Origin of the sequence: Mucilaginibacter sp. (assembly GCF_039925265.1) — a bacterium.
In the GTDB taxonomy this organism is placed as follows: Bacteria; Bacteroidota; Bacteroidia; order Sphingobacteriales; family Sphingobacteriaceae; genus Mucilaginibacter.
Map to the genome: position 1 here is coordinate 21,947 of NZ_JBDSZG010000041.1, position 23,061 is coordinate 45,007.

Consider the following 23,061-nt stretch of genomic DNA (forward strand, 5'->3'; position numbering starts at 1 on the left):
CAAATTACTTAACCGGTACTATATCAATAATAACGGTACGGTTGTAAAAACGCTCTTCGGGGGTATTGTTGTCAAACGGAGCATTACCGGTATCCTCGCCAAAGCCTAATGTTTCAAATTTTACATTGGTTTTGCCCGCGGCAGTTAACGCGCGTTCTAAAGTTGCCTTTACATCGCTTGCACGGGCTTTTGATAATTGCATGTTATGCACATCATCACCAATAATATCGGTATGCCCGTGTATAATTACGGTAGATCCATCGGCTATGGACGCTGCAACAACATCCGTCAGAAACTTATCATAAACAGTGGTAGAATTTGAACTATCAAAATCGTACAAAATGCTGTAACGCAAACCCTTGGTTGGTGCTTCGTCCTGGCGCACTAAATGTAGTGTGCTTTCTTTCCTTATTGGCAAGCCTTTGCGGGTTTCTCCGGTCATCACCAGTTTGTAATCGCCGGTGGTATTGCTGCCTAAAATGCTGGCTGCCGGGATGCTTTCCTGGTCGCGGGTGTACGGGCCGTAATGCTGTGCCGTGCCTTTATCGTCTGTAACATCTACCGACCATGATTTAAGCAGCTGTTGCGCGCTATCAATATTCAACACCACCTGGCTATCCAATGGGTTTATCTGCGTAGTGTTTATCTGTATAGGCTTCATCATGCCTCCGCCAACTTCCATAAGCAGTTGCGGCGAAGTGCTGGTGATATCAACCCGGCGATCACCGGCGCGTAAAAGTACCAGTTCTTTGGTACCGCCCGGTTGTTCTGATGGGAGAACCGGTTTAGTGCGGCCTGCGGTTGTTATCCTGGTGTCGCCTATACCAAACGTGGTAACTAAGTATTGCTTCACATTTTCGGCAAGTGTTTTACCTTCTGCAGGGCCCGCGCCGGATGCACCCGTGAGAGTGATGGTAGCATCGGGATTGGCACGCAGCCTGTCGCCCAATATATTGAGGATGTTATGGTAAACAGTTAATTGCCTTGCAGAGCGCCCCGTCATATCAACCTGCTGCTCGTTCTGTAGCTGGCTTTCCTTAAAGTTGGCTGCCTGGCTGCTTGTTAAGGTGATATACCTCGGTGAAAGCAGGGTAGATCCTTCATCAAAAAACACCGAACTGCGCAATGGCAGAGTTTCGCTCACCTGGCGTTTTAACGGTGCGGCCAATGGTGCCCGTACGTTAAACGCAAAATCGTGAATAGGGGCTGGGGTGATAGTAACTTCGGCAGGTGCAAGTTTGCTTGCCTTGCCAAACTTTAGCGCTATACCAGCGCGAACGGTGCTGATGTTCCAGCTTTCTATACTGCGTGGATCTTGCCCGAAGTATGGGTGGAAGGAAACAAAAGGTGAAATGCTCACTTTGGTAGTGCTGGCTGCTGATGAGGTCATGATATCATAACCAAGGCCAACTTGGCCAGATACAAGTGATTTGCGCATGGCGCTAAATTCGCCGTTGGTATTGGGTTGTTTAAGCTGCGTGTAGGCAAAACCGCTGTTTACGTTAAACGCGATGCGCGGGCCTGCAAAAAAATACAAACCCGATGAAGGGATGCCCAAACGGATGCTGGGTTCTATAGCTACATAGCTTGCGCTGGTGCCCAGGGTAGCGGGGCAGTTGCAGGGTGCAACCACATCTTTAAACTTACCGCCGCGGCCGTCGTAAGCCACGTTGAGCATCAGGCCTAAAACACTCTTGGGGCGGTACTCCATCAATATGGAACCGTATGGGCGCACGCCGTTACCTTTATGGAAGGCTGTAGGCGCTGTTAGGGAATTGGTTAGATGCTGGGTAGTGCCATTGTAAATGTTAAAGTTGGCCGCGCCCGATACGCCAAACCACCAGGTAGGTTGTGTGGTTTGTGCTTTAACCGTTGTGCCGGCCATTATAACCATCAGTAAACAAATGATGGCTTTTGGGATGATTTTATTTATGGGTAACATATAATCTCTTTTTAAAATGTGTTATTTAATACGGTTTGGTAGTGCCCCCGAAAGGGGGCTTGTACCTGTTGATGTTTGGATATTATTGCGGAACGTTGATGGTGGTGTTTACCATGGTAACCGAGGCTACCAATGATATTGCCCGGCCATTGAGTACCGTTTGTACCGCATTTCCTGCCGTAGAAAAAGTAACACCTGCCGATGCGATGATGGTCCCCGTCATGATGCCGCCGCCTGCGCCGTTAATGGTAGCTGCAGTACCAACGTACCAGAACACGTTTTTGGCCTGGCCGCCGTTGATGAGCGTAACGCTGCGGGCACCCGCAGGGCCTGCAACACCTACGGTAAGTCCTGCTGCTGTCTGGAATATCCAGGTTGCGTTGGGGTCGCCTTTAGCATCCAGTACAAGGTTGCCATTGGTTATTTTAAAAGTGCCGCTGGCAGATTTGTAAATGCCAGGGGCTAAAGTTAAGCCGCCCAGTTCCCCTGCGCCCGGATCGATACCGCCCGGTTTGGAGGCCGGGGAAATGCTGTTGTAAGCAACGTTAGCATCTAAAAGCGCTTGTGTAGCCGTTGCAAAAGAAGTAGCATTACCCGGTGCCGGCGGTGCAGTAAATATGCCGCCGGTTGAATTACCCACATTTAAAGGTGTTTCGGTGTAAATGTCGCCATTGGTACCGTCATGGAAACCGGTTATTAAAGTAGATGCGGCGGTAGTACCTATACCTCCATTATTAATGATGGTATTCAGGCCCTGGTTGGTTACGCCTGCATTACCACCAAACGCGCCAAACGGTGCTGCCGCGCCAAGGGCTGGCGGTATGGTAACAACTATTTGTGTAAAGTTTGCCGTGATGTTTTTATTGGCGTTCATGTTAACTGTAAGCGGATTGTTTGATCCTGATGCGTCGCCACTCCAAGAGGTGAAGCTGTAACCCGGATTTGCCGTTGCGGTTACCGATACATTGGTGCCGGAGCTGTATGCGCCCGAACCGGTGGTTGAACCGCCTGCTGCCGGGCTTGAGTTTAATACCAGTGCAAATTGGGATGCTGGTATAGCGGCAAAGTGTGCAACCAGGTTGCGATTGGCTGTTAATATGAATTGATAGCTTGGGCTTGTCGATGCTATATTGCCGTTATCCGTCCAGTTTACAAAGGTGTAGCCGGTGTTTGGGCTGGCGTTAACAGTTACCGTGCTGCCGGCGTTGAACGCGCCTGAGCCATTGGTAGTACCGCCCGCTACAGGTAAGGATGATAACACTACGGCAAACTGTGAAGCCGGGGTGAGTTTAAAGTTGGCAATTAATGCCCTGTTGCCGGCCATAACAAACTGGTAGCTTGAGCTTGTGGAAACCACGTTGCCGTTTTCGGTAAAGTTGATAAATGTATAACCTGCACTTGGCGTAGCGGTAACGGTTACTGTTGAGCCCTGCGCAAATGCGCCGCTACCGGTAGTTGTGCCGCCCAAAGCCGGGGCAAATGATAGGGTTACCTGCGGGATAGTAGTAAAGCTCCACACGTAATCGGCTACCATGGCGGTGCGCAGCGTATCGGTAGCACCGGTTGTAATGGTGCCCGTATAAACTGCAAAAGGCGAAAGCGGCTGTGCAGGGGTAAAGGTATACACCTTAGTATCTGCTGTTGCGGCAATAGTACCGGCAACTGTAGTAGCGCCTTGTTTAATCAAAAACGTTTTATCGGTTATGGTTGATTTGGCCATGCCAGTATTAAACGTCACCGTTATTACTTTAGCAAGCGCAACATCTACAGCCTTATCGGCAGGGTCGGTACTCACTACCACGGGGCAGTCGCCAACTATTTCGCCTTTGTAATCGTCCTTTTTACAGGCTGAAAAAAAAGTAACGGCTAAGGCCAGCATACAAATTGCTTTGAAGATGCCGGAGAAGTTTTTGCGCTGAGGCATTAAATTGCCACCAGCGTGGAAAGTAGATTTTTTGTTCATGTAATATTTTTAGTAGGAATGAGTGCCACGAAATTTTTTGACAAAACTTCGGACGCTACAAACCTACACCCGGTATAGGGGCCGGCTGTTACACAACTTTTTTAATAAGTTCTATAATTCACACATTTCGGGGTGTAAACTGCTGTTGCAGCCCATGTGTTTAAAGTGGGAGGGTGTTATACCGGTGATCTTCTTAAACTGGGTAGATAGGTGGGCAACGCTGCTGTAATGCATTTTCCATGATATTTCTGTCATGTTGAGTTCGTTATAACAGATCAGCTGTTTTACCCGCTGTATTTTTTTGAGGATGATGAACTGTTCTATGGTTGTACCCTTTGTTTCAGAAAATATATTGGCCAGGTAGGTATAATCGTGGTTTAGCTTTTCGCTCAGGTGGTGAGAAAAATTTGTTTTGAGCTCGTCATGGGCATAGTCTATCATCTCCGTTATGGCGTATACTATCTTTTCTACCAGTATATTTTTCTTATTATCCATCAATTCCAGCCCCGCGCGGATAAGCGCCAGTTTAAGAATCAGGATCTGATCGGCAGAAACAGGTTCAAATATTTCTACTTTTCCGGGCTCAACCGTGTGCAGGTTTAAGCCCAGTTTTTCCAACTCGTACTTTACCACCATTTGGCAGCTTATACATACCATGTTTTTTATGTAGAATATCATTCGGGAAAGGGTGTGCAAAACAAATGCCCCGATTGGTGCTGCGGCAGTCCGGCACGTCGGGCTTTTTCGGCATATATTAATAACACCCCTTGTGGTGCAGTGGGGCAAGTATTCTAATCAGGAATACCAGGAAAGGCGAAGAATTGGAGGGTTTAATTATTATGCCGGGCTAATTACGCCATTGCAATATATTTAAGTTCAAGTTAATTATGGGCACTATTTAGGACTTTATTAGGTATTTAACGAATATACTCAACAGCGATAGCGGACATCATCTTCCAATAAAAATCCCTATTTTTAACCTATCCAATACAGCCCTATGTTAAAACAGTTCCTCGCGGCAATTACGTTTATAGTTGCCCTGCTTATATGCTCCCCGGCGCATGCCCAAAAAGCTACGCCCGATACCGTAGTTACCGGTATTTACATCACCAGCATCCACGATATCAACTTTAAGGATAAGGAATACAACGTTAACCTATGGCTTTGGCTAAAGTATAAGAACAAAAAGTTCGACTTTTTGCATAACCTGGAAGTACCGCAGGCAAAATCGTACACCACATCATTCTCTACCATTGATACTACCGGCGGCAAGGTTTATCTGCTGATGAAGCTGCAATGCGTAATGAAGGATTCCTGGGCCATTGATAATTTCCCTTTCGATAAGCAAAAGCTGCGTTTCTCTATTGAAAATTCGCAGTTCGATTCTCACTCGCTGGTGTTTAAGGTAGATACGCTTGGTGAGCATTTCGATCCGCGTTTTACCCTGCGGGGCTGGCGTGTTGACAGCCTGGACGTAAAAACCGGGGTAAAAAAATACGAAACCGGTTTTGGCGATGAGAGCCTCGCTAAACCCCATACCGAGTACAGTAATTTCCGTGTGCGCATGCAGATAGATCGGGATGCCATGGGCCTGTTCTGGAAGATGTTTTTGGGCATGTATGTGGCTTTCCTTATCTCTTACATGTGCTTTTATATCCACACCGATAGTATTGATTCGCGCTTCGGGCTAAGTGTGGGTGCCTTGTTCGCCGTTATTGGTAACAAGTATATTATTGACTCCACCCTGCCCGAATCCACCACCTTTACGCTGGTAGATAGCCTGCACGGGGTTACCTTGATGTTTATCCTTACGGTTATTATTTGCACAGCCTACTCGCTCCGGCTGGTTAAGCAGGAGAAAATAGCGCAAGCCAAAAAGTTCGACTTTTTGTGCGCGCAGGCTTTACTGCTGGTGTACGTGCTTATTAATGCCTGGCTAATTTATGGAGCCAACCATGTGCCCGTGCTGGCGGCAACCGCATAGGGAGGGCTTGCAATTTAAATCGTTTTCTCAAAAACTTCGTATATTAACTGTTGAACAAGTGATCTTTTATGCCCACCGATAACAGCGAGTTTTATGCCCAGTTACCCATTAACCGGATGCCCCTTGGCGATCTGCTGATGAACGATGCCCTTTTTGCCGATGTGCCGGAAGACTGGCACGTGGTGATCACCGATATAAAAAATTCTACCCGGGCGGTGATGGGTGGCGCGCATGAAAATGTTAACCTTATCGCTACCGGCAGCATCGTATCGGCGCTCAACATCGCGTTTAGCATGGGGGTTACAGTACCTTTCTTTTTTGGCGGTGATGGGGCAACTTTTATTGTTCCGCCCACTATTATTGATAAGGTGATGCAGGCATTGGCGGCATACAAGGTGAGCACACAGCAAAATTTCAACCTCGAACTGCGCACCGGTACTGTACCGGTACAAGAAATATATGCCGAGGGCTACCAACTGCGCATTGCCAAATACAGCAGTTCGCAGGTGTTTTTTATCCCGGTGGTACTGGGCAACGGCATCAACTACGCCGAGCAAATTATAAAAGGTGACGATTATATGCTGGCGCCCAATGCCGGCGAAGACGAAGAACCCGACCTAACCGGCATGCAATGCCGCTGGGACCGCATAGCCCCGCCCGAGAACAAGGAAGAGGTGGTGAGCCTGCTGGTTGTTGCCCGCGATGGTAACCGCCAGTCGGTAGTGTTTAAGGATGTGATGAACGCTATGGACGAGATTTATGGCCTGCCACAAAAAAGGCAGCCCATATCTGTTGCCAAGCTGCAATTTAACAGCACCTTCTCCAAACTAAGTAACGAGATGATGGTAACGCTGGGCAAAATAAAATGGATGCAGCTGCTGAAAACGTGGATGCTCGGTTTATACGGCTACGTGTATTTCCATACAAAAAATGGAAAGCATTACCTGCAAAGCCTGGTAGAAATGGCCGATACGCTGGTGATTGATGGTAAAATAAACACCGTAATATCGGGCACTGCCAAACAACGCCTGGCCCTGCAAAGGGTGTTGGATAAGCTGGAGGCGGAAGGCAAGCTCATCTACGGGCTGCACATCAGCCGCGCCTCGGTCATGTCGTGCTACGTGCGCGACCTTAAGGACGATCATATCCACTTTGTAGATGGCTCCGAAGGTGGCTACACCCATGCAGCACGCATGCTGAAGGGGAAGATAAAGAGGTAAACCGACGGGTGCTTGTTCAATTGTCGGGTAACCGTCATAAACATTTTTATGTACGCGGCGTCAACACCATATATCTATAGGATTGTATATTTGTTTCAGCCAATCGGCAACCCAACAAATCTCACTTACAAAAATTTATTTACCATGATTGAAACTAAAGCTTATGCGGCACAGGACGAAAAAACACCTTTGGCGCCGTGGACCTTTGAGCGCCGCGAAGTAGGCCCCCACGATGTACAATTTGATATACTTTTCTGCGGTGTTTGCCACTCAGACCTGCACCAGATAAAAAACGATTGGTTCCCGGGGATCTTCCCGATGGTGCCCGGTCACGAAATTGTAGGCCGTGTAGTAAAAGTGGGCGCCCACGTAAAAAACTTTAAAGTAGGAGACCTTGCCGCTACCGGCTGTATGGTTGATAGTTGCCAGGTGTGCGAAAATTGCAAGCAGGACCTGGAGCAATACTGCCTGGAAGGCAGCACCCAAACATACAACAGTATGGAGCGCGATAAATCAATGCCTACTTACGGCGGATACTCTAATACCATTGTAGTGCGCGAAGAGTTTGTATTGCAACTGAAAGAAGGTGTTGACCTGGCTGCCGTAGCGCCATTACTTTGCGCCGGTATTACTACGTATTCGCCCCTGAAACATTGGAAAGTTGGCAAAGGCCATAAACTGGCCGTATTGGGCCTGGGTGGTTTGGGTCACATGGGCGTTAAATTTGGTGTTGCCTTTGGTGCGGAAGTTACCGTGTTAAGCACATCTGCCAGTAAAGAAGAAGACGCCAAAAAATTGGGCGCGCACCATTTTATAGTAACCAAAGATGCCGAGCAGGTAAAAGCCGCCATGGGCACTTTCGATTTTATATTAGATACCGTTTCTGCCCCGCACGATTTTAATATGTACCTATCCTTATTACGTACCAATGGTACCATGATATGCGTTGGCGTACCGTCTGAACCTGCTTCTGTTGCGGCGTTTAGCCTGTTGGGCGGCCGTAAGAGCCTTGCCGGATCGGGCATCGGCGGGATCAAAGAAACGCAGGAAATGCTGGATTACTGCGCAGATAACAACATCGTATCTGATATTGAACTGATAGACATTAAAGACATCCAAACCGCTTACGAGCGTATGGAAAAAGGCAATGTACGCTACCGGTTTGTTATCGATATGGCAACATTGTAGATGAAGCTATTGCTTGCAACTGGCTAAAGCTGGAAGCTTTGGCCATGCCCACCACGAGATATGCTATCGCTAATCTCGCGATAGCTAAATATTTAATAAAACGGTCATCAGCTAAAACTGGTGGCCATTTTATTTTGGTGATATATCAGCGCAAAACGGCACATCTGTATAAGTTCAAACTATATGACGAACGAGGATATCATACACCAGGTTTATACCGCCTTCAACAACCGCGACATTGATGGCGTATTCAAATTTTTCCTCCCGGATGTGGAATGGCCAAACGGCTGGGAAGGCGGCTACGTGCATGGGCACCAGGAAGTGCGCGATTACTGGACAAGGCAATGGGCCGAGCTGAACCCCATAGTTACACCCGAAACTATCAAACCTTTACAAGACGGGCGCTTGCTTGTTGAAGTAAGGCAAGTAGTAAAAGATCTGGAGGGCAATATGGTATTCGACGGCCCGGTAAAGCACGTTTATGAATTTGAGGGCGGACTTATTAAAAAGATGGTTATTGAGGCCTAAGCAGCCGCGGGCTTAACGATTAAAAATCTATCTGCTACCTTTAGGCTGTTGCCTTAACCGCTTAGCATGGAAAATTACAGCATCGTTATCTTCATTCTTGCCATTATGATTGGGCTATCGGCCATTGCCGATAAGGTGAAGCTGCCGTACCCGGTGCTGCTGATAACCGCCGGGGTAGCCATTGGCTTTATCCCAACCCTGCCGGATGTGGAGCTGAACCCGGAGATCGTTTTCCTGATATTTTTGCCGCCCTTACTTTACGATGCCGCTTTCAATATCAATTACAAAACCTTTAAAACCAATATCAATACCATTGGTACCCTGGCTATTTCGCTGGTGTTCATCACCGCATCGGGCATAGCGGTGGTAACACATTACATGATCCCGGGAATGACGTGGCCCTTATCCTTTGTGCTGGGAGCGATACTATCCGCTACGGACGCTGTAGCTGCCATGAGCATTACCAAAGGCCTTGGCCTCTCGCATAAAACAAACACCATATTGGAGGGCGAAAGCCTGGTGAATGACGCCTCGGCACTGGTGGCTTACCGTTTTGCCGTTGCCGCGGTTACCGGTACAGCGTTTGTTTGGTGGATGGCAACCCTGCAGTTTGCTTTGCTCATAGGCGGCGGAATGCTGGTAGGTATGGCAATGACCATGATCCTTTCGTTCATTATTAAACACATTCATCAAAATAGCCTGGCCACTATTAGCTTTATGCTGCTGATGCCCTTTGTAACTTATTTAATTGCGGAGGAGGTGCATGTTTCCGGCGTAATAGCCGCAGTTATTTTAGGCCTGGGGATAGCGCGTTTCAGCAACAAGATCTTCCCCGATAAATTAAAGAACCAGTCGAAATCCTTTTGGGATATCATCATCTTTTTGCTCAACGGATTGATATTTATTCTCATCGGCCTGCAGTTTCCGTATGTGATCAGGCACATAGATAGCGCGCAGGTATGGCTTTACGTGGGCTATGGTCTTATTATTACCATCGTAGCTTTGCTGCTGCGCATGGCGCGTGTTTTTACCCAAAAACTCAACCTGCAACAGGCCTTCAAAAAAGGGAAGCACAAAATAACCGAAGATGCCCTGCTTGATTTTAAGAATAGCCTCATCATTAGCTGGTCGGGTATGCGGGGGATAGTATCGCTGGCCATTGCCATAGGCTTGCCAACTAAACTGGCCGACGGCACCCGCTTCCCGCTCCGCAACGAGATCATCTTTATTTCCGTAGTGGTGGTGCTGTTCACGCTGATAGGGCAGGGGCTTAGCCTGCCGTGGCTCGTGAAAAAACTCACCAGGCATGAAGACGGGAAAAAGGCCCCGGCATTAAATGATATTGTTTAGCCGCCGTAAAATTACTTTTTCACAAACTTGGTTATATCCTTTATCGCAAGTATTATTTGCTGGCTGTTATCCAGTTGGTAGGCATTCAGCAGCATGGTCTTAGGGCCGATGGTTTGGAAACTCCACTTGATCTCGTAATCCTTCAGCTCTTTATGCTGCGGTAGTATGCGCTCCAGCACCTCACGCAGTGCCGGGATATCCCATTGTTTGTTACCCAGGTCGTACAGGTATTGGCCTTCTGTTTCGCGCTCGTTTACCATAAAGGTTTTATAAAAACCCTGCGTGGCGCGCAATACTTTAAGGTCTTTATCCAATATCAGCAGCGGGTCGCGGATGGTGTTGATGATGGCTTCAGAGTATAGGCGGGCGTTGTTTAGCTGCTCGTTACGGTCAAGCAGTTCGTTATTAATAACAATTATCTCCTCGTTGGTGCTTTGCAGTTCTTCTTTTGATGTTTCCAGTTCTTCGTTCAAACTCTGCAGTTCCTCGCTGCCAGATAACAGCTCTTCGTTGGCGCTTTGCAATTCCTCGTTGGCCAGCTCCTGTTCCTCGCTCACCACGCGCATATCCGCGCGCGATTGGATCAGCTCGCGTTCCAGGTGCTCTATACGCAGCTCGGAGGCGTTGTAATTGGCGTTGGAATGCGATAGGCCACCCTCAAACATTCCGGGCTCAATGCCGGTGGATGATGCCTGCTGGAAAACGATCAGGAAATGTTGCTCGTCCTGGTCGCGCAGGGGTACTATCTCAATATTCAGAAAGTGCTGTAGATCGTTATGCTGGTAAAATATGCCGTACTTGCGCGATGGCTGGTTGCTTTTTTTGGCCTGCTGCAGCAGGTTTCGCAGCTCAAATGCCAGGCCGTTGCGGGCCAGTTTCAATACATTAAAACTGGGTTTGCCCTGCGGCTGCCCCAGCCAGTTATCGGTAGCACCACGAAATTGGATGATATCAAACTTATCGTTCACCAATAAACCCGGCGGCACAAATTTCTCCAGCATGGTTTCGTCGGCCATTTTATAAATGTCCTTGGCTTCGCCGCGTTGCTCGCCATGGTCTATATTCCTAAAGTTTTGCTCGGACGTTTTGGACGCTACGTTCATAAACCTGCCGGGTGGCCCTTTGCGCAGATAGATCTTTTCGGCCGACCGGAAAGCGCCGTAAATATCGGTATGAGTACCAATACTTTCCGATTTGCCCAGCATCAGGTAGCCGCTCTCGTTAAGCGCGTAGTGAAAGGTGGTAAGCGCGCGTTTTTGCAGCACGGGCTCCAGGTAAATGAGTACGTTGCGGCAGCTGATGAGGTCTATTTTGGAGAAGGGCGGGTCCTTCAATAAGTTATGGTACGCAAATACGCACATATCGCGAATGGATTTGGTAACCTGGTAGTGCCCATCCATCTTGGTGAAAAATTGCTGGATGCGCGAGCTGCTTAAGCCTTCCAGTTCGTTTAGGCGGTACAGCCCGTTACGTGCCTTGGCTATGGCCGTTTCAGATATGTCGGTGGCAAATATCTGCAGTTTCATGGTGGCGGCCTTATCGCCCATATATTCCTGCAGGCAAATGGCCATGCTATAGGCCTCCTCTCCGGTGGCGCATCCGGCTATCCAGATCCTTAGGGGTTCGTTTAGTGCTAATTTTTGGCCCACCAGCGCCGGGAAGATATCGCTGCATAAGGCCTCGAAACTTTGGGGATCGCGGAAGAAATGCGTTACCGATATCAGCATATCGTTATAAAGCGCGTCCTGCTCGCTTTTGCTTTCGCGCAGGCGGTATAGGTAATCGGCCGGTTTCTCTATTTTATTAAGCGCCATGCGGCGGATAATTCGACGCTTTAACGTGCTCGATTTATAATATTGAAAATCTACCCCCCGGCGTACGCGCAGTACCGTAAGTATCTGTTTAAAAACATCGTGGTCCTCCTGCTTCGCGTCGGGTTCTGTACCTGCCAAAAAGTTGAGGTTGAAGGGGTGATTGATGTTGACGAGGTGTTTGGCTATTTCGGCAGGAGGTAAAATAAAATCTACCACGCCGCTTTGCACCGCGCTTTTGGGCATACTCTCAAAAGCCGCCGATTCCTCATCCTGCGCAAAGGTGATGCCCCCGTATGATTTGATCACCTGCATCCCCACAGTGCCATCATTAAGCGAGCCCGACAGGATAATGCCTATCGCGTAACTTTGATGCACCGAACCCAGCGAACTGAAAAGGGTATCTATAGTGTTTAACTTTTTATTCTTCGCCCCTATGGGTTCCAGTTTTAATACGCCATCCGCCATTTTTACAAATGCGTTTTCTGGGCAGATGTAAAAATGGTCCTGCTTCAGGGTAATGCCATCCGTTATGGCTATTACGGGTATAGGCGATACCCTTTCCAATATCTCGGGCAGAATGCTGATATGGGTGGGGCTAAGGTGCTGTACAAACACAAAGGCCATCCCAGTTTTTTGGGGCAGAGCCTGCAGAAATAATTTTATAGCATCTAATCCGCCTGCCGAAGCGCCGATGCCCACGACCGGGAACTGGGGTATTGATGATTCGGTGGGCGCAATTTTCGATTTACTCATCCAGGGCAGATTTTAAAATTTAAAGGTAATTTTATTTCCCATTAAATAATGCCCGCGACTGTCTTTAAAGTTAAGCCCATAAAAAAACCCGGCCAAAACCGGGTTTTTGTTCATAGGTAGAAGGTAAGAATTAATAGTAGTAAACGTTGGTTTGGATCTTAGCACCCAGTTTTTTAGCATCCGGAACGCCTGCAGCTGCAAGGCCCTGCAACCATACGGTATACAACGACCCATTGTTTAAAGGAACGTCTGTTAACGTAGCCAGTACGGTAGTTGTACCTGCCTGGCGGATCTCCAGTGTGTATTTAGTAGCGGTAACTGGCACAAATCCCGAAAAGCCCTTGTAGCTTTTGTTGGCTACTACGGTGGCGCCATTTTTTATAACCAGGTCTGCAGCCGGTGCATCCGGGCTTAGGTTAATAAACCTGATAGCCGCTTTGGTATCTGCCGGTTTGTTAATGGTATCGCTAAGCACAACAAACTCTTCGTGCCCGGCGGTATTGGCCAAAAAAAGCGAATAATACCTGTTTTGGTTAAGCGTAAGAGTATCGGCCTTATAAGCCGTTTTGGTGCCTGCAATGGTAAACGTTGCGTTGCGTTTGCCGGTGTAAGCGCTTAAGTAATCCAAGCCGTTGCCAAAGCCAAAAGGATAAGCGTTAGCCTTGTTATCATTTAAGTAAAAGTCAAGCGCGGGTGCATCGGGCGATGCGTTGATAACCGATAGCAGCGCTATTGGGGGCTGTACGTTAGTAGAGCTGTTTTTTAAACATGAACTGAGCGATACGGCCAGCAAACACATCATCCCGACCATGCCTGCCCACCTCCTTGAATTTTGTTGAACGTTTTTCATCATAACATTTTTAGTAAGTGTAATAACTGCATTACGCAGCTATTTTTAAAAATGATACAACAAGGCAAGCTATTTTTAAAGATAGGGCGATTTTTGCCTCCGGCGAAGGGGCAAAACAGAAGATGAGAAATTGGTGTTTAACTGCTGCGAGATAGATAGCCGCAAAAAAACAATGGCAGCCGGCCACTGCAGAAGCAAAAAACTACTGTACAGGTAACTGCGCTAAAATATCGTGCAGGTGGTCAACCGTTAGGGGTTTTACAATAAAACGGGTTACTACATCAAAGGCCCTTGCCCGCGCGTAATCTTCCTCGTCTATAGAGGAGCTTACGATAAACACGGTTATTTTTTTGCCCATGGTTGGCACCAGCTTTACATATTCATCTAAAAACTGCCAGCCATCAAGTACGGGCATGTTAATATCCAAAAGGATGAGGTCGGGCAGTTCGTCCTGTTTTTGGGCGTTTGCTACGAAAAAATCGAGGGCGACCCGCCCGTTATGAAAGAAAATGGTTTTTTCAGCAATTTCAGACCGGGCTATAATGCGTGTAACCGTGTACGTATATATCTCGTCATCGTCTACAACGCAAGCAATTTTTACTTTATTCATTAAAAAGTTATTTTAAACGTGGCACCATTTCCTGGTGTACTTTGTACTTCTATTTGTCCTCCTTGCGATTCTACCTGCGTTTTCACCAAAAATAAACCCACACCGTGCGCGTCTTTGCGATCGTGGAAGGTTTTATACAGGCCAAATAGCTTGTGCCCGTGTAGTTTCAGGTCAATGCCTAAACCGTTATCACTACACTCTAAAACGGTGCGTAAGTCGTTGTTAATATACGTTTTTAAATCTATTTTCAGATTGCGCTCCGGGCTTCTGTATTTAATGGCGTTTGATAGTAGGTTAATGAGGATACTTTCGAGGTAGATATGCGGGAAAACCACTTGTTTAACGTCAAAATTTGTCTCCAGTTTCGCGTTATTCACCCTTAGGTCCGATTCGAAGATCTGTAGCAGTTCGTCCGTTACTTCTTCAAAATTCAGGTTGGTGGATTTCATCACGCTTTCTTTTATTTTAATGGCCTGTGAAAGGTCTTCCAGCGTATTGTTCAACGCGCGCGATACATTGTTTAATTTTTCAAACAATTCGGCATTGTCATGATCCAGCTTATCGGTATTCACCAAACTCGCCACCAGCGCCATATTACTGGCATGGTTGCGGATATTATGCGATAGGATGTGGGTGAAACTTTTTAGTTGATGGTTATGCTTCGTAGTTAATTCCAGCGAACGGTTCAGGGCTACCTCGTTTAGGGTGAGCTTATCTTCTACCATGCGGCGTTTTTCTATTTCGGCCTCCAGTTCGGCAACTGTGCGCAGGTTAAATACCAGGGGTAGCACTTTGTATAATGCATACACCGTAAAAATAGAGACTACCGCAGTAATAAAGCGCAGCAACGCGCTTAGCCGGTAAGCCGGCCACCAAAATATAGCGGCATCAACGAGGTGGGTAAGCCCGCATAATAAAATAAAGGCAACAAAAAGGAAAATTATTTTGTGAAAAGGGATGTCCTGCTTTTTCCTGAGCATAATGATGAGCAGTACAGGGATGGCAAAGTACGACGCCCAAATGCCGATATCGGAAATAATATACAGCCACCCGTGGAAATCACTCCAGCTGCCGCAATGCCATCGCGCCGGCCAATCGGCGGTATCGAAAATGTTGCCAAAAAAATCGGCAGCCTGGTTGCCAAGCGAAGTTTTTACAACTGGTTTTACAGGTGCGCACACGGGGCCGCACAATTTGGTGGTTTGGGTTAGGCTATCAATAAGTTTCAAAACGCGGGAGTTTGCAATAAATATAATTAATAATGTGATGCTTAATAAATTATCGAAATAATTTAATTAAAGCTGTAGATTATTTAAAGCTGTCGTTAATCGCATTAATTGATACTTAATTGCAAGTGCTTTGTGCTTCTCGCGATACCCGCCCAAAGCTCTTTTAAAACAAAAAAACTCCTGCCTGTTAAAAGCAGAAGTTTTTTAGCGAGTGTGAAAAAAAGATCGTTATAAAGTTTCGGTGTAGCCGCCTTTTGGTTGCGATGCCGTTACTACCTGCTCTACTTTTTCTTCGGCGAATTTCTTTGCCTTATCAAACCACTCCGGTGCATCGTCGGTAATATCATCAAGGATAGAGCGGCCATCCGGGCCTTTTTTAGTAATATAGTTTATTCCGTAACCAATGGCCGCGCCAACTGCTATAAATTTTAATAAGCCCATGACTTTTTATTTTTAATGGTAAATGTTTTATGTGTTAAAGCATTTACAAGGATAGTGCCAGTTTGATGTGCAGATGATGTAAACAATGTGTCATTATAATCTTAGCGCAAAAAAATCGTGTCAATCGTTTAATCCTGCAGTCGTGTTTAAAACCAAAATGCCTCCACAGAGTTTATATGCTGTTTTAAACATAAATAGCCCTTATGGAAAATTTTACAATGCTGCAGTTTTTTGAATGGTACTATCCCGGCGATGGCAGCTTATATGAACATTTGAAGAACGATGCCGAAAGGCTGAAAAATATAGGTATAGATGCTGTTTGGCTGCCGCCTGCCTACAAAGGCGAGGCCGGCGGGTACTCTGTAGGTTACGATGTATACGATATTTACGACCTGGGCGAGTTTGACCAAAAAGGTACAGTGCGTACAAAATACGGTACAAAACAGCAATTGGTAGATGCCGTGCAAACCGCCAAAAGCAAGGGACTGGCCGTGTACATGGATGTTGTATTGAACCACATGGGCGGTGCCGATGAAAAGGAAACCGTCACCGTACGTAAAGTAAATCCCGATAATCGCAACGAATTTACCAGCGAACCCTACGAGATAGAAGCCTTTACTAAATTTACTTTCCCGGGCAGGCATGGCGAATACTCGCAGTTTGTATGGGACTGGCAATGCTTTAGTGGTGTTGATTATGATGCAGCGAGTAACGAATCGGCCATTTACAGTATCCAGAACCAGTACGGCGAAGCCTGGGAAGATGTGGTTGGCGATGAGAACGGCAATTTTGATTACCTGATGCTGGACGATATTGATACACGCAACCCCGCCGTGCGCGATGAGCTGAAACGCTGGGGCAAATGGTTCCACGATACCGTACAGTTCGATGGTATGCGCCTTGATGCCATTAAACATATCTCCTACGAGTTTTATAACGACTGGCTGGATACCATGCGCGGGCAAACCGGGCAGGAGCTGTTTACCGTTGGCGAATACTGGAGCTACGAGGTAAGCCTGCTACAGGAATACATTACGGCAACGGAAGGCCGCATGTCGCTTTTTGATGCGCCACTGCACGAGAACCTGCACAATGCATCCACTTATGGCCGCGATTACGACCTTACCCGCATATTTGAAAATACGCTGGTTGCCGCCAACCCATCACGCGCGGTTACGCTGGTAGAGAACCATGATACGCAGCCTCTGCAATCGCTGGCGTTGCCGGTTGAGCAATGGTTTAAACCATTAGCCTATGCACTGATATTGCTGCGCGAGTATGGCTACCCCTGCGTATTCTACTCCGACCTGTATGGTTCAAAATATACAGACAAGGGCGATGACGGTAACGACCATGAAGTAGAGCTACCCGCCCTCGGCGAAATGGAAAGCCTGCTATATGCCCGCAAGCACATTGCCTACGGCGCACAGCGCGATTATTTTGATAATCCCAACTGCATAGGTTGGACGCGCGAAGGCGATGGCGAGCATGAAAACTCGGGTTGCGCCGTATTGCTAACCAATGGCGACGAAAGCAGCAAAAGCATGGAAATTGGCCGGGCACACGCCGGTAAAGTTTTTGTAGATTACCTGAATAAGCACGATGCCGAGATAACTATAAACGAAGATGGCTGGGGCGAGTTTTTTGTGTGTGCAGGGTCGGTTTCGGTATGGGCAGTTAAAAAATAAGTTTCGGTGTTATCTGCTAAATTTTGCGGGTCGAGATGTAAACCCCGGCCCGCAATCATTTTCGCCGATTTTGCCTGACAGATACATGGCTTATCGGCAAATAAAAAATAAAATATTACATTAGAGGCAAGATCTGTTATCTCACCCGGGTCTTAACCCTGCCATGTTAAGGATACGCCTGTTATTCTGCTTCGCCGCGCTGTTGCTGGTTTACCATCACTGTTCTTCACAACCATTAAAACCAAAGTTTAAGGTTATTGCACTTTACGAACACGGAGGGCACCATGCAGGGTATTCCAAAGTGGGCAAAGTATGGCTAAATAAACTCGCTTCCGACAGCGGTTTTACTATTGATTATATACAGAATACCGATAATATCGATAGCGCTTTCCTCTCCAAATATAACCTCTTCATTCAGCTGGATTACGTACCATATGGCTGGAAACCAAAAGCGGCGGCTGCATTTCAGGACTACATTACCCGGGGCAAGGGCGGCTGGATAGGCTTCCACCACGCTACGCTACTGGGCGAGTTCGATGGATTCCCTATGTGGCAATGGTTCTCGGGTTTTATGGGTGGTATTACCTACGAAAATTATATCCCTGGCTTTGCTGCCGGGCTGGTAAATGTGGAGGATAAAATACATCCCGTGATGCAGGGCGTTCCCGCATCCTTTCTCATCAAAAAAGAAGAATGGTATAGTTACGATAAAAGCCCCCGCCCAAATGTACAGGTACTGGCCAGCGTAGATGAGAAAACGTACAGCCCCGAGTCTGATGTAAAAATGGGAGACCACCCGGTGATTTGGACAAACCCGAATGTAAAAGCCCGCAACGTCTATATTTTTATGGGCCATTCACCGCTTTTGTTTAACGATGCCACCTACTGTAAAATTGTTACCAACGCCATTTTTTGGGCGGTAAAAAAATAATTTTGCGAAACCGGTTTTTTAGAAAAAACCGAATGTGAAAACTGCAAAAAAACCGCAAAAAAGTGTGAAAACGCGGAAGTTTTCCACAGTGTTCTCGCCAAAAATCACTAATATGAAGAAACTATACATCAGCTTAATTTTCCTGTTTTTGATGGCCCCAGCATTCGCCACCCCGGTGATCTACCTCAACCACATCGCCTTTGATAGCAACAGCCCCAAAGTGGGCGTAGTGCAATTTGATAATAAATTGACTAAGGCCTTTAGCTTTAATCTGGTGAATGTAAACAGCGGCAAGGTTGCTTATACGGGCATGCTAACCCAGCCGGAAACTATTACGGATTGGGCACCGGGCAAGCTGTTTTTTCAGGCCAATTTTTCGGAGTTTAGGGCGGCGGGAAAATACTGGTTGCGCATTAAATATGGGGGGCTTGTGTATACTTCATACCTCTTCGAAATTGGGGAGAACATGGTGGCCAAACGTACGCTTTCTGCTATCATACACTACTATAACAAGCAGCGCGCCAACACCCCCGGCGAACTGGCTGCCGATGCCAAAATGCAGCTTTTCGGCAGCGACCAAAAGGTAGATCTGCGTGGTGGCTGGTGCGATGCCTCGGGCGATGTAAGCAAATATTTTTCGCATCTGGCGTATGCCAATTACTTTTCGCCGCAGCAAACTCCGCTGGTTACCTGGAGTATGGTGGGCGCCTCTGAAGCTATCCCGGGTTTGCTAAATAAATGGAACCTGAAAGATTCGCTTGATAATGAGGCGATTTATGGGGCCGATTATATGATGCGTGCCCTCAGCAAGGATGATTATTTTTATATGATCGTGTTCAGCTATTTTAATAAGGACCCCAGCGCCCGCCGTGTGGTTGGCTTGCTGGCTAATAGTGTTACAACTAACCAGTACCAATGCGCTTTCCGCGAGGGTGGGGGCATGGCCATTGCAGCGCTTGCCCGCATCTCGCAATGGAAAAAGAACGGCGAATTTACGTCCACCCAATATTTAGACGGCGCTAAACGTGCCTTTGCGCATCTGCTGATAAACAATACCAAATACGATGATGACGGTAAGGAAAACATCATCGATGATTACTGTGCGCTGATGGCCGCTACCGAATTATGGATGGCCACGGGCGAAGATCAATACCGCGATGAGGCCCGCAAGCGCGCTAAGAACCTCAATGGGAGGATGACCACCGCCGGGTATTTTATCTCCAACGATGCAGATCGCCCATATTTCCATGCCTCGGATGCGGGTTTGCCAGTGGTAGCGCTATCAAGGTGTCTGGATAAAGAAAAGGATGAGGCTTACCGCGCACCTGCTTTAAAAACAATTAAACAAGCGCTGGACTATAACGTTGCCGTAACCAATAAAATAAGTAACCCCTTCGGTTATGCCCGCCAAAGCTTTTTGTTTAAAGGCAAGGTGAAGGATGGCTTTTTTATCCCGCACGAAAATGAGACCGGCTGGTGGTGGCAGGGCGAGAATGCCCGCCTTGGTTCACTGGCTACGGCCGCCGTTGTAGGTGGCAGGTTAGTTTATCCTGCTGAGGGGAATTGGGGAATAAAAGCAACGCTTGCGAATTATGCGGAACGGCAACTATCGTGGATAATGGGCTGCAACCCTTATAGCATGAGTTTTATTTACGGTTTCGGAAAAAATAATGTGCCGTATATGGCCTCTAATTATGGCCATGGAAGCGAGCGCGGAGGTATTTCTAACGGCATTACCGGCAAAGATGGCTGTCGGGATGGTTCGGGCATTGATTTTAAGAGAGAAGCCAAAGGCGACGAGTGGCGCTGGACAGAGCAGTGGATACCTCACGCGGCCTGGTTTTTGCAGGCAGTAGCCGTAATGGCACAACCCGCCGGTGTAAGTAATTGATGATTTTAACACCCGGCTAACAACTTTTTTAGGATATTTGAGAAGGTGAACGTGCGAGGACACCCAATAGCGGAAACTAAACCATACTACATATAATATGATAACATCATTGGTAACCGGCGGTGCCGGTTTTATAGGCTCACACGTAGCCAGGCATTGCCTTAACCTTGGGCACAAAGTAATTGTTTTAGACGATCTGAGCGGCGGTTTTGAAGACCACGTACCTACGGGCGTTGAGTTTATTATAGGTTCTATCAACGATTATGAATTGCTGGAGAAACTGTTTGAGGAGCATAAGTTTGATTATGTATATCACTTAGCCGCCTATGCTGCCGAAGGCCTTTCGCACTTTATCCGCAGGTTTAATTACAATAATAATCTTATCGGTTCGGTTAACCTTATCAATCTTTCGGTATTGCATAAAGTGAAATGCTTTGTGTTCACTTCATCTATTGCGGTATACGGCGCGGGCCAATTGCCCATGCGCGAGGAACTGGTGCCACAACCGGAAGACCCGTACGGTGTTGCCAAATATGCTGTGGAGATGGATCTGAAAGCGGCTCATCACATGTTTGGTTTAAACTATGTAGTGTTTCGCCCGCATAATGTGTACGGCGAGAACCAAAACATCGGCGATAAGTACCGTAACGTTATCGGTATTTTTATGAACCAAATTATGCAGGAAAAGCCAATGACCATTTTTGGTGATGGCGAGCAAACCCGCGCGTTTAGCTATATTGATGATGTTGCCCCGCATATTGCCAACAGCCCTAACGTGCCTGCCGCGTACAACGAAGTATTTAACGTAGGTGCCGATAAACCTTACACGGTGAACGAACTGGTGCAGGTAGTGGCCGATGAGCTTGGTGTAGAGCCCAAAGTAACCCACCTGGAAGCACGTAAGGAAGTGATGCACGCCCACAGCGACCACTCAAAAGCTGCTGGTGTTTTTGGCGAAAGCGCTAACGTAAGCTTAAAGGAAGGCATCAGCAAAATGGCTGCCTGGGCTAAGGTAGTAGGCTCGCGGGCAAGCGCCGAGTTTGAGAATATTGAGATAGAAGAAAACCTGCCGCAGGGATGGAACAAAAAAGCGGTAAAAGCATAAAAAGGTTATCGGTTTTTCGGTAAACATTTATATTTTTGTGGCGAATAAAAAACAACAGGATTATGCAATCAATGGAAAATGCCAATAAAGAAGGCCACTATAAATTTTTAATTCTTACTATCGCTGTAGGTTTATTGGGTTGCTACCTGCGTTTTGCCGAATTTCCACATGCTACGTTAGTATCAAACATCATTTTGCTGTTCGGTGCTATCATCGCCCTAAGAGCGGTTTTCAAAATTTTAGACTAAGTTTTACTTTAGATATTTATGAAAGCGTTGCCGGTTCGGCGACGCTTTTTTTTTGCCGTGCTCTCGGGGTGTCATTTCGAACGAGCGATAGCGAGGAGAAATCTTATACAGTTTGATATTACCGACTTGCATATGCGCTATGCAAGATCGCCTTCATGGTTCAGATGCCGTGGAGTACAAGATCTCTCCTCACGCCCGCTCTGCCCCGCGCCAGTTCGTTCGAGATGACATGATGGATAATGGATAGTGGTCTTACGGGTTCTTCGGCCTGTACTTGGCTTCGTTCAGGATCTTTTGGGCATCGGTATCCGCCATTAATTGCTGTAAGGTAACATCCGGGTGTTTGTCCATGTAAGCACGTACAATTTGCCAGCCGGTCCATACGGCAAGTTTTGGGGCCGATTCATTGTCCTGGCCAAGCCCTGGGGTAAACGGCGCTTCGTTTAAGTACTTCTGTATTTTTTGGTAATCACTTTCGTAAAGCAGGTTCTCTTCTAAAAAATAGCTCCATATATCGCCCTTGTAATCATCGCACCATTTGGTTTGTTTGGCGCTGTAGCCAATTTTGGTAGAATCGGGTACGTCGGGTAGTATCTGGTCCATATAGTACATGATCTTGCCGTTGTAAACCATTTTAGCGAGCAGCGACTTATCGCGTTCATCCTCCGGGAACATATCCTCACGTGCCATACCTTCCACAACACGGGGGGTAATATTATCGGGTGTAAACCTGCGGCTTACATACCGCGGAAAGGCGTTTACAAGCGATGGGTAAAATTTAGAATCGGCACCCAAAAATAAGTCGAGACCGATACCAAAGTAGCCATCGCCAATAGCTGTTTGCGCCTCGAAGCCCGAGAAATATGCATACAGCTTTGGCAGGGCCTTTTTAGGATAATAGTATTTAATGTGTTTAAAGGCATCGGTTAGCTCTTCCGTCTGCTTATCCAGGTTGGGGTAGGCGGCATCCACATCATGCTTCAGGTCGACATAGGCTTTATCGGCAAAAATAGCCCGTAGGCGGTTAAAATAAATGGTGTCGCGTGCGCTGCCGGCTTTCATCACGCGCTCGATATAGTCGGTATAAAACGCGCCGTATTTTTTGTAAAGTATACCCGCCTGCTCGTCCATCGGCTTTACACGCAGCGAGTCGAAATCCCGGTCAAAACGTTCAATTTTTACATCAACCTGTATGTCGCTAACGTCAATTTTTTTATGTTTGTTACAGGCGCTAAATACCAGGGTGATAAAGCTTAAATAAAAAAGCCTCGTTTTTAGAGAATAGAAGTTCATTTCTGTCGTTTTAGCAAAAATAATTTTTTTATT

Annotated in this window: 19 protein-coding genes; 10 read left to right on the forward strand and 9 right to left on the reverse strand. The window is 47.0% G+C overall.

The genetic code is table 11. The features are described from left to right. Window positions 1–4: 4 nt before the first annotated feature. From ABIX36_RS18175 to ABIX36_RS18185, 3 genes are all read right to left on the reverse strand, one after another. Window positions 5–1,942, reverse strand: coding sequence for an OmpA family protein (locus tag ABIX36_RS18175; RefSeq protein WP_348083591.1), 1,938 nt, complete (start codon window positions 1,940–1,942; stop codon window positions 5–7). Window positions 1,943–2,024: 82 nt separating this feature from the next. Further along, window positions 2,025–3,905 (reverse strand): ice-binding family protein, encoded by a 1,881-nt coding sequence (locus ABIX36_RS18180; RefSeq protein WP_348083592.1) that lies wholly within the window; start codon window positions 3,903–3,905, stop codon window positions 2,025–2,027. A gap of 111 nt (window positions 3,906–4,016) precedes the next feature. Further along, the gene (locus ABIX36_RS18185) at window positions 4,017–4,583 is read right to left on the reverse strand and encodes a helix-turn-helix transcriptional regulator (protein ID WP_348083593.1); all 567 of its coding nucleotides are present in this window, start codon (window positions 4,581–4,583) and stop codon (window positions 4,017–4,019) included. Window positions 4,584–4,902: 319 nt separating this feature from the next. On the opposite strand from ABIX36_RS18185, the gene ABIX36_RS18190 reads away from it, so the two are divergent. The 5 genes from ABIX36_RS18190 to ABIX36_RS18210 all read left to right on the forward strand — a co-directional run bounded on the left by ABIX36_RS18190 (window position 4,903) and on the right by ABIX36_RS18210 (window position 10,175). Beyond that, a complete protein-coding gene (locus tag ABIX36_RS18190) occupies window positions 4,903–5,889 on the forward strand; it encodes a hypothetical protein (RefSeq protein WP_348083594.1) in 987 nt (328 codons plus the stop codon). A 68-nt stretch (window positions 5,890–5,957) separates the two neighbouring features. Continuing rightward, complete coding sequence (locus tag ABIX36_RS18195; RefSeq protein WP_348083595.1) at window positions 5,958–7,109, forward strand: DUF3095 domain-containing protein; 1,152 nt, start codon at window positions 5,958–5,960, stop codon at window positions 7,107–7,109. 144 nt (window positions 7,110–7,253) lie between these two features. Beyond that, window positions 7,254–8,297 carry an NAD(P)-dependent alcohol dehydrogenase gene (locus ABIX36_RS18200; RefSeq protein ID WP_348083596.1) on the forward strand — a complete coding sequence of 348 codons (1,044 nt, stop codon included), beginning with the start codon at window positions 7,254–7,256 and terminating at the stop codon, window positions 8,295–8,297. Window positions 8,298–8,480: 183 nt separating this feature from the next. Next, entirely contained in the window at window positions 8,481–8,825 is a 345-nt protein-coding gene (locus ABIX36_RS18205; RefSeq protein ID WP_348083597.1) for a nuclear transport factor 2 family protein, read from the forward strand. A 66-nt stretch (window positions 8,826–8,891) separates the two neighbouring features. Continuing rightward, the gene (locus tag ABIX36_RS18210; RefSeq protein ID WP_348083598.1) at window positions 8,892–10,175 is read left to right on the forward strand and encodes a Na+/H+ antiporter; all 1,284 of its coding nucleotides are present in this window, start codon (window positions 8,892–8,894) and stop codon (window positions 10,173–10,175) included. A gap of 11 nt (window positions 10,176–10,186) precedes the next feature. On the opposite strand, the gene ABIX36_RS18215 is transcribed toward ABIX36_RS18210, so the two are convergent. The 5 genes from ABIX36_RS18215 to ABIX36_RS18235 form a co-directional block, all read right to left on the reverse strand. Next, the gene (locus ABIX36_RS18215) at window positions 10,187–12,742 is read right to left on the reverse strand and encodes a CheR family methyltransferase (RefSeq protein ID WP_348083599.1); all 2,556 of its coding nucleotides are present in this window, start codon (window positions 12,740–12,742) and stop codon (window positions 10,187–10,189) included. A gap of 130 nt (window positions 12,743–12,872) precedes the next feature. Beyond that, window positions 12,873–13,595, reverse strand: coding sequence for a DUF4397 domain-containing protein (locus tag ABIX36_RS18220; protein ID WP_348083600.1), 723 nt, complete (start codon window positions 13,593–13,595; stop codon window positions 12,873–12,875). 199 nt (window positions 13,596–13,794) lie between these two features. Next, window positions 13,795–14,202, reverse strand: a complete 408-nt coding sequence (locus ABIX36_RS18225; protein ID WP_348083601.1) for a response regulator — start codon at window positions 14,200–14,202, stop codon at window positions 13,795–13,797. After that, entirely contained in the window at window positions 14,202–15,431 is a 1,230-nt protein-coding gene (locus tag ABIX36_RS18230; RefSeq protein WP_348083602.1) for a HAMP domain-containing sensor histidine kinase, read from the reverse strand. The genes ABIX36_RS18225 and ABIX36_RS18230 overlap by 1 nt, the downstream gene beginning before the upstream one ends. A 228-nt stretch (window positions 15,432–15,659) precedes the next feature. Then, window positions 15,660–15,872 carry a YtxH domain-containing protein gene (locus tag ABIX36_RS18235; protein WP_348083603.1) on the reverse strand — a complete coding sequence of 71 codons (213 nt, stop codon included), beginning with the start codon at window positions 15,870–15,872 and terminating at the stop codon, window positions 15,660–15,662. Window positions 15,873–16,075: 203 nt separating this feature from the next. On the opposite strand from ABIX36_RS18235, the gene ABIX36_RS18240 reads away from it, so the two are divergent. From ABIX36_RS18240 to ABIX36_RS18260, 5 genes are all read left to right on the forward strand, one after another. Then, entirely contained in the window at window positions 16,076–17,560 is a 1,485-nt protein-coding gene (locus ABIX36_RS18240; RefSeq protein WP_348083604.1) for an alpha-amylase, read from the forward strand. Between the two features lie 163 nt (window positions 17,561–17,723). Continuing rightward, on the forward strand, window positions 17,724–18,491 hold the full coding sequence (locus tag ABIX36_RS18245; RefSeq protein ID WP_348083605.1) for a ThuA domain-containing protein: 768 nt from the start codon (window positions 17,724–17,726) through the stop codon (window positions 18,489–18,491). Between the two features lie 112 nt (window positions 18,492–18,603). Further along, window positions 18,604–20,382: a glycoside hydrolase family 9 protein gene (locus tag ABIX36_RS18250; RefSeq protein ID WP_348083606.1), complete on the forward strand. Its 1,779-nt coding sequence runs from the start codon at window positions 18,604–18,606 to the stop codon at window positions 20,380–20,382. Window positions 20,383–20,479: 97 nt separating this feature from the next. Beyond that, on the forward strand, window positions 20,480–21,487 hold the full coding sequence (locus ABIX36_RS18255) for an NAD-dependent epimerase/dehydratase family protein (RefSeq protein ID WP_348083607.1): 1,008 nt from the start codon (window positions 20,480–20,482) through the stop codon (window positions 21,485–21,487). Window positions 21,488–21,549: 62 nt separating this feature from the next. Then, window positions 21,550–21,735 carry a hypothetical protein gene (locus ABIX36_RS18260; RefSeq protein ID WP_348083608.1) on the forward strand — a complete coding sequence of 62 codons (186 nt, stop codon included), beginning with the start codon at window positions 21,550–21,552 and terminating at the stop codon, window positions 21,733–21,735. Between the two features lie 252 nt (window positions 21,736–21,987). On the opposite strand, the gene gldB is transcribed toward ABIX36_RS18260, so the two are convergent. Then, window positions 21,988–23,028, reverse strand: a complete 1,041-nt coding sequence (gene gldB / locus ABIX36_RS18265) for a gliding motility lipoprotein GldB (RefSeq protein ID WP_348083609.1) — start codon at window positions 23,026–23,028, stop codon at window positions 21,988–21,990. Window positions 23,029–23,061: the final 33 nt, after the last annotated feature.

Bases quoted from the DNA above. Each gene is read 5' to 3' on its own strand.
- ABIX36_RS18175 (WP_348083591.1), bottom strand. From the start codon at position 1,942: ATGTTACCCATAAATAAAATCATCCCAAAAGCCATCATTTGTTTACTG.
- ABIX36_RS18180 (WP_348083592.1), bottom strand. From the start codon at position 3,905: ATGAACAAAAAATCTACTTTCCACGCTGGTGGCAATTTAATGCCTCAG.
- ABIX36_RS18185 (WP_348083593.1), bottom strand. From the start codon at position 4,583: ATGATATTCTACATAAAAAACATGGTATGTATAAGCTGCCAAATGGTG.
- ABIX36_RS18190 (WP_348083594.1), top strand. From the start codon at position 4,903: ATGTTAAAACAGTTCCTCGCGGCAATTACGTTTATAGTTGCCCTGCTT.
- ABIX36_RS18195 (WP_348083595.1), top strand. From the start codon at position 5,958: ATGCCCACCGATAACAGCGAGTTTTATGCCCAGTTACCCATTAACCGG.
- ABIX36_RS18200 (WP_348083596.1), top strand. From the start codon at position 7,254: ATGATTGAAACTAAAGCTTATGCGGCACAGGACGAAAAAACACCTTTG.
- ABIX36_RS18205 (WP_348083597.1), top strand. From the start codon at position 8,481: ATGACGAACGAGGATATCATACACCAGGTTTATACCGCCTTCAACAAC.
- ABIX36_RS18210 (WP_348083598.1), top strand. From the start codon at position 8,892: ATGGAAAATTACAGCATCGTTATCTTCATTCTTGCCATTATGATTGGG.
- ABIX36_RS18215 (WP_348083599.1), bottom strand. From the start codon at position 12,742: ATGAGTAAATCGAAAATTGCGCCCACCGAATCATCAATACCCCAGTTC.
- ABIX36_RS18220 (WP_348083600.1), bottom strand. From the start codon at position 13,595: ATGATGAAAAACGTTCAACAAAATTCAAGGAGGTGGGCAGGCATGGTC.
- ABIX36_RS18225 (WP_348083601.1), bottom strand. From the start codon at position 14,202: ATGAATAAAGTAAAAATTGCTTGCGTTGTAGACGATGACGAGATATAT.
- ABIX36_RS18235 (WP_348083603.1), bottom strand. From the start codon at position 15,872: ATGGGCTTATTAAAATTTATAGCAGTTGGCGCGGCCATTGGTTACGGA.
- ABIX36_RS18240 (WP_348083604.1), top strand. From the start codon at position 16,076: ATGGAAAATTTTACAATGCTGCAGTTTTTTGAATGGTACTATCCCGGC.
- ABIX36_RS18245 (WP_348083605.1), top strand. From the start codon at position 17,724: ATGTTAAGGATACGCCTGTTATTCTGCTTCGCCGCGCTGTTGCTGGTT.
- ABIX36_RS18250 (WP_348083606.1), top strand. From the start codon at position 18,604: ATGAAGAAACTATACATCAGCTTAATTTTCCTGTTTTTGATGGCCCCA.
- ABIX36_RS18255 (WP_348083607.1), top strand. From the start codon at position 20,480: ATGATAACATCATTGGTAACCGGCGGTGCCGGTTTTATAGGCTCACAC.
- ABIX36_RS18260 (WP_348083608.1), top strand. From the start codon at position 21,550: ATGCAATCAATGGAAAATGCCAATAAAGAAGGCCACTATAAATTTTTA.
- gldB (WP_348083609.1), bottom strand. From the start codon at position 23,028: ATGAACTTCTATTCTCTAAAAACGAGGCTTTTTTATTTAAGCTTTATC.